At 49.5% G+C, this 364-nt stretch carries 1 protein-coding gene; it reads right to left on the bottom strand.

Features of this window, described 5'->3' with window-relative positions; genetic code table 11:
* A partial coding sequence (locus KH400_RS30155) for a hypothetical protein (RefSeq protein WP_217228434.1) occupies positions 1-364 on the bottom strand: 364 nt, incomplete at both ends.

Genomic DNA, 364 nt, shown 5'->3' on the forward strand with positions numbered 1-364 from the left:
TTTTCCTTCTCTCTTTCTTTCCTTCTTCCCTCCCCCCTTTCCCTCCTTTCTTTTCTTCTCCTTTTTCCCTCCCCTCTCCCCTCTTCCCCTCTCCCCTCCCTCCCCTCTTCTTCCTCTTCCTTTTCTCCTCCCCCTCTCCCCTTTTTCTTTTTCCCCCTCCCCTCTCTTTCCCTCCCCCCTCCCCTCCTCTTCCTTTTTTTCCCCTTTCTTCTCCCCTTTCCCCTCTCCCCTCTTCTCCCTTTTCTTTCCCTTTTTTTTTTTCTTTTTTTTTTCCTCCCTCCTCTTCTTTCCTTTTCTCCTTTTTTTTCTCTTCTTTCTCTTCTCCCCCTCTTCCTCTTCCTCCTCCTCTTCCCTTTTCCCTCTC

This window comes from Desertibacillus haloalkaliphilus, assembly GCF_019039105.1.
GTDB lineage: Bacteria > Bacillota > Bacilli > Bacillales > KJ1-10-99 > Desertibacillus > Desertibacillus haloalkaliphilus.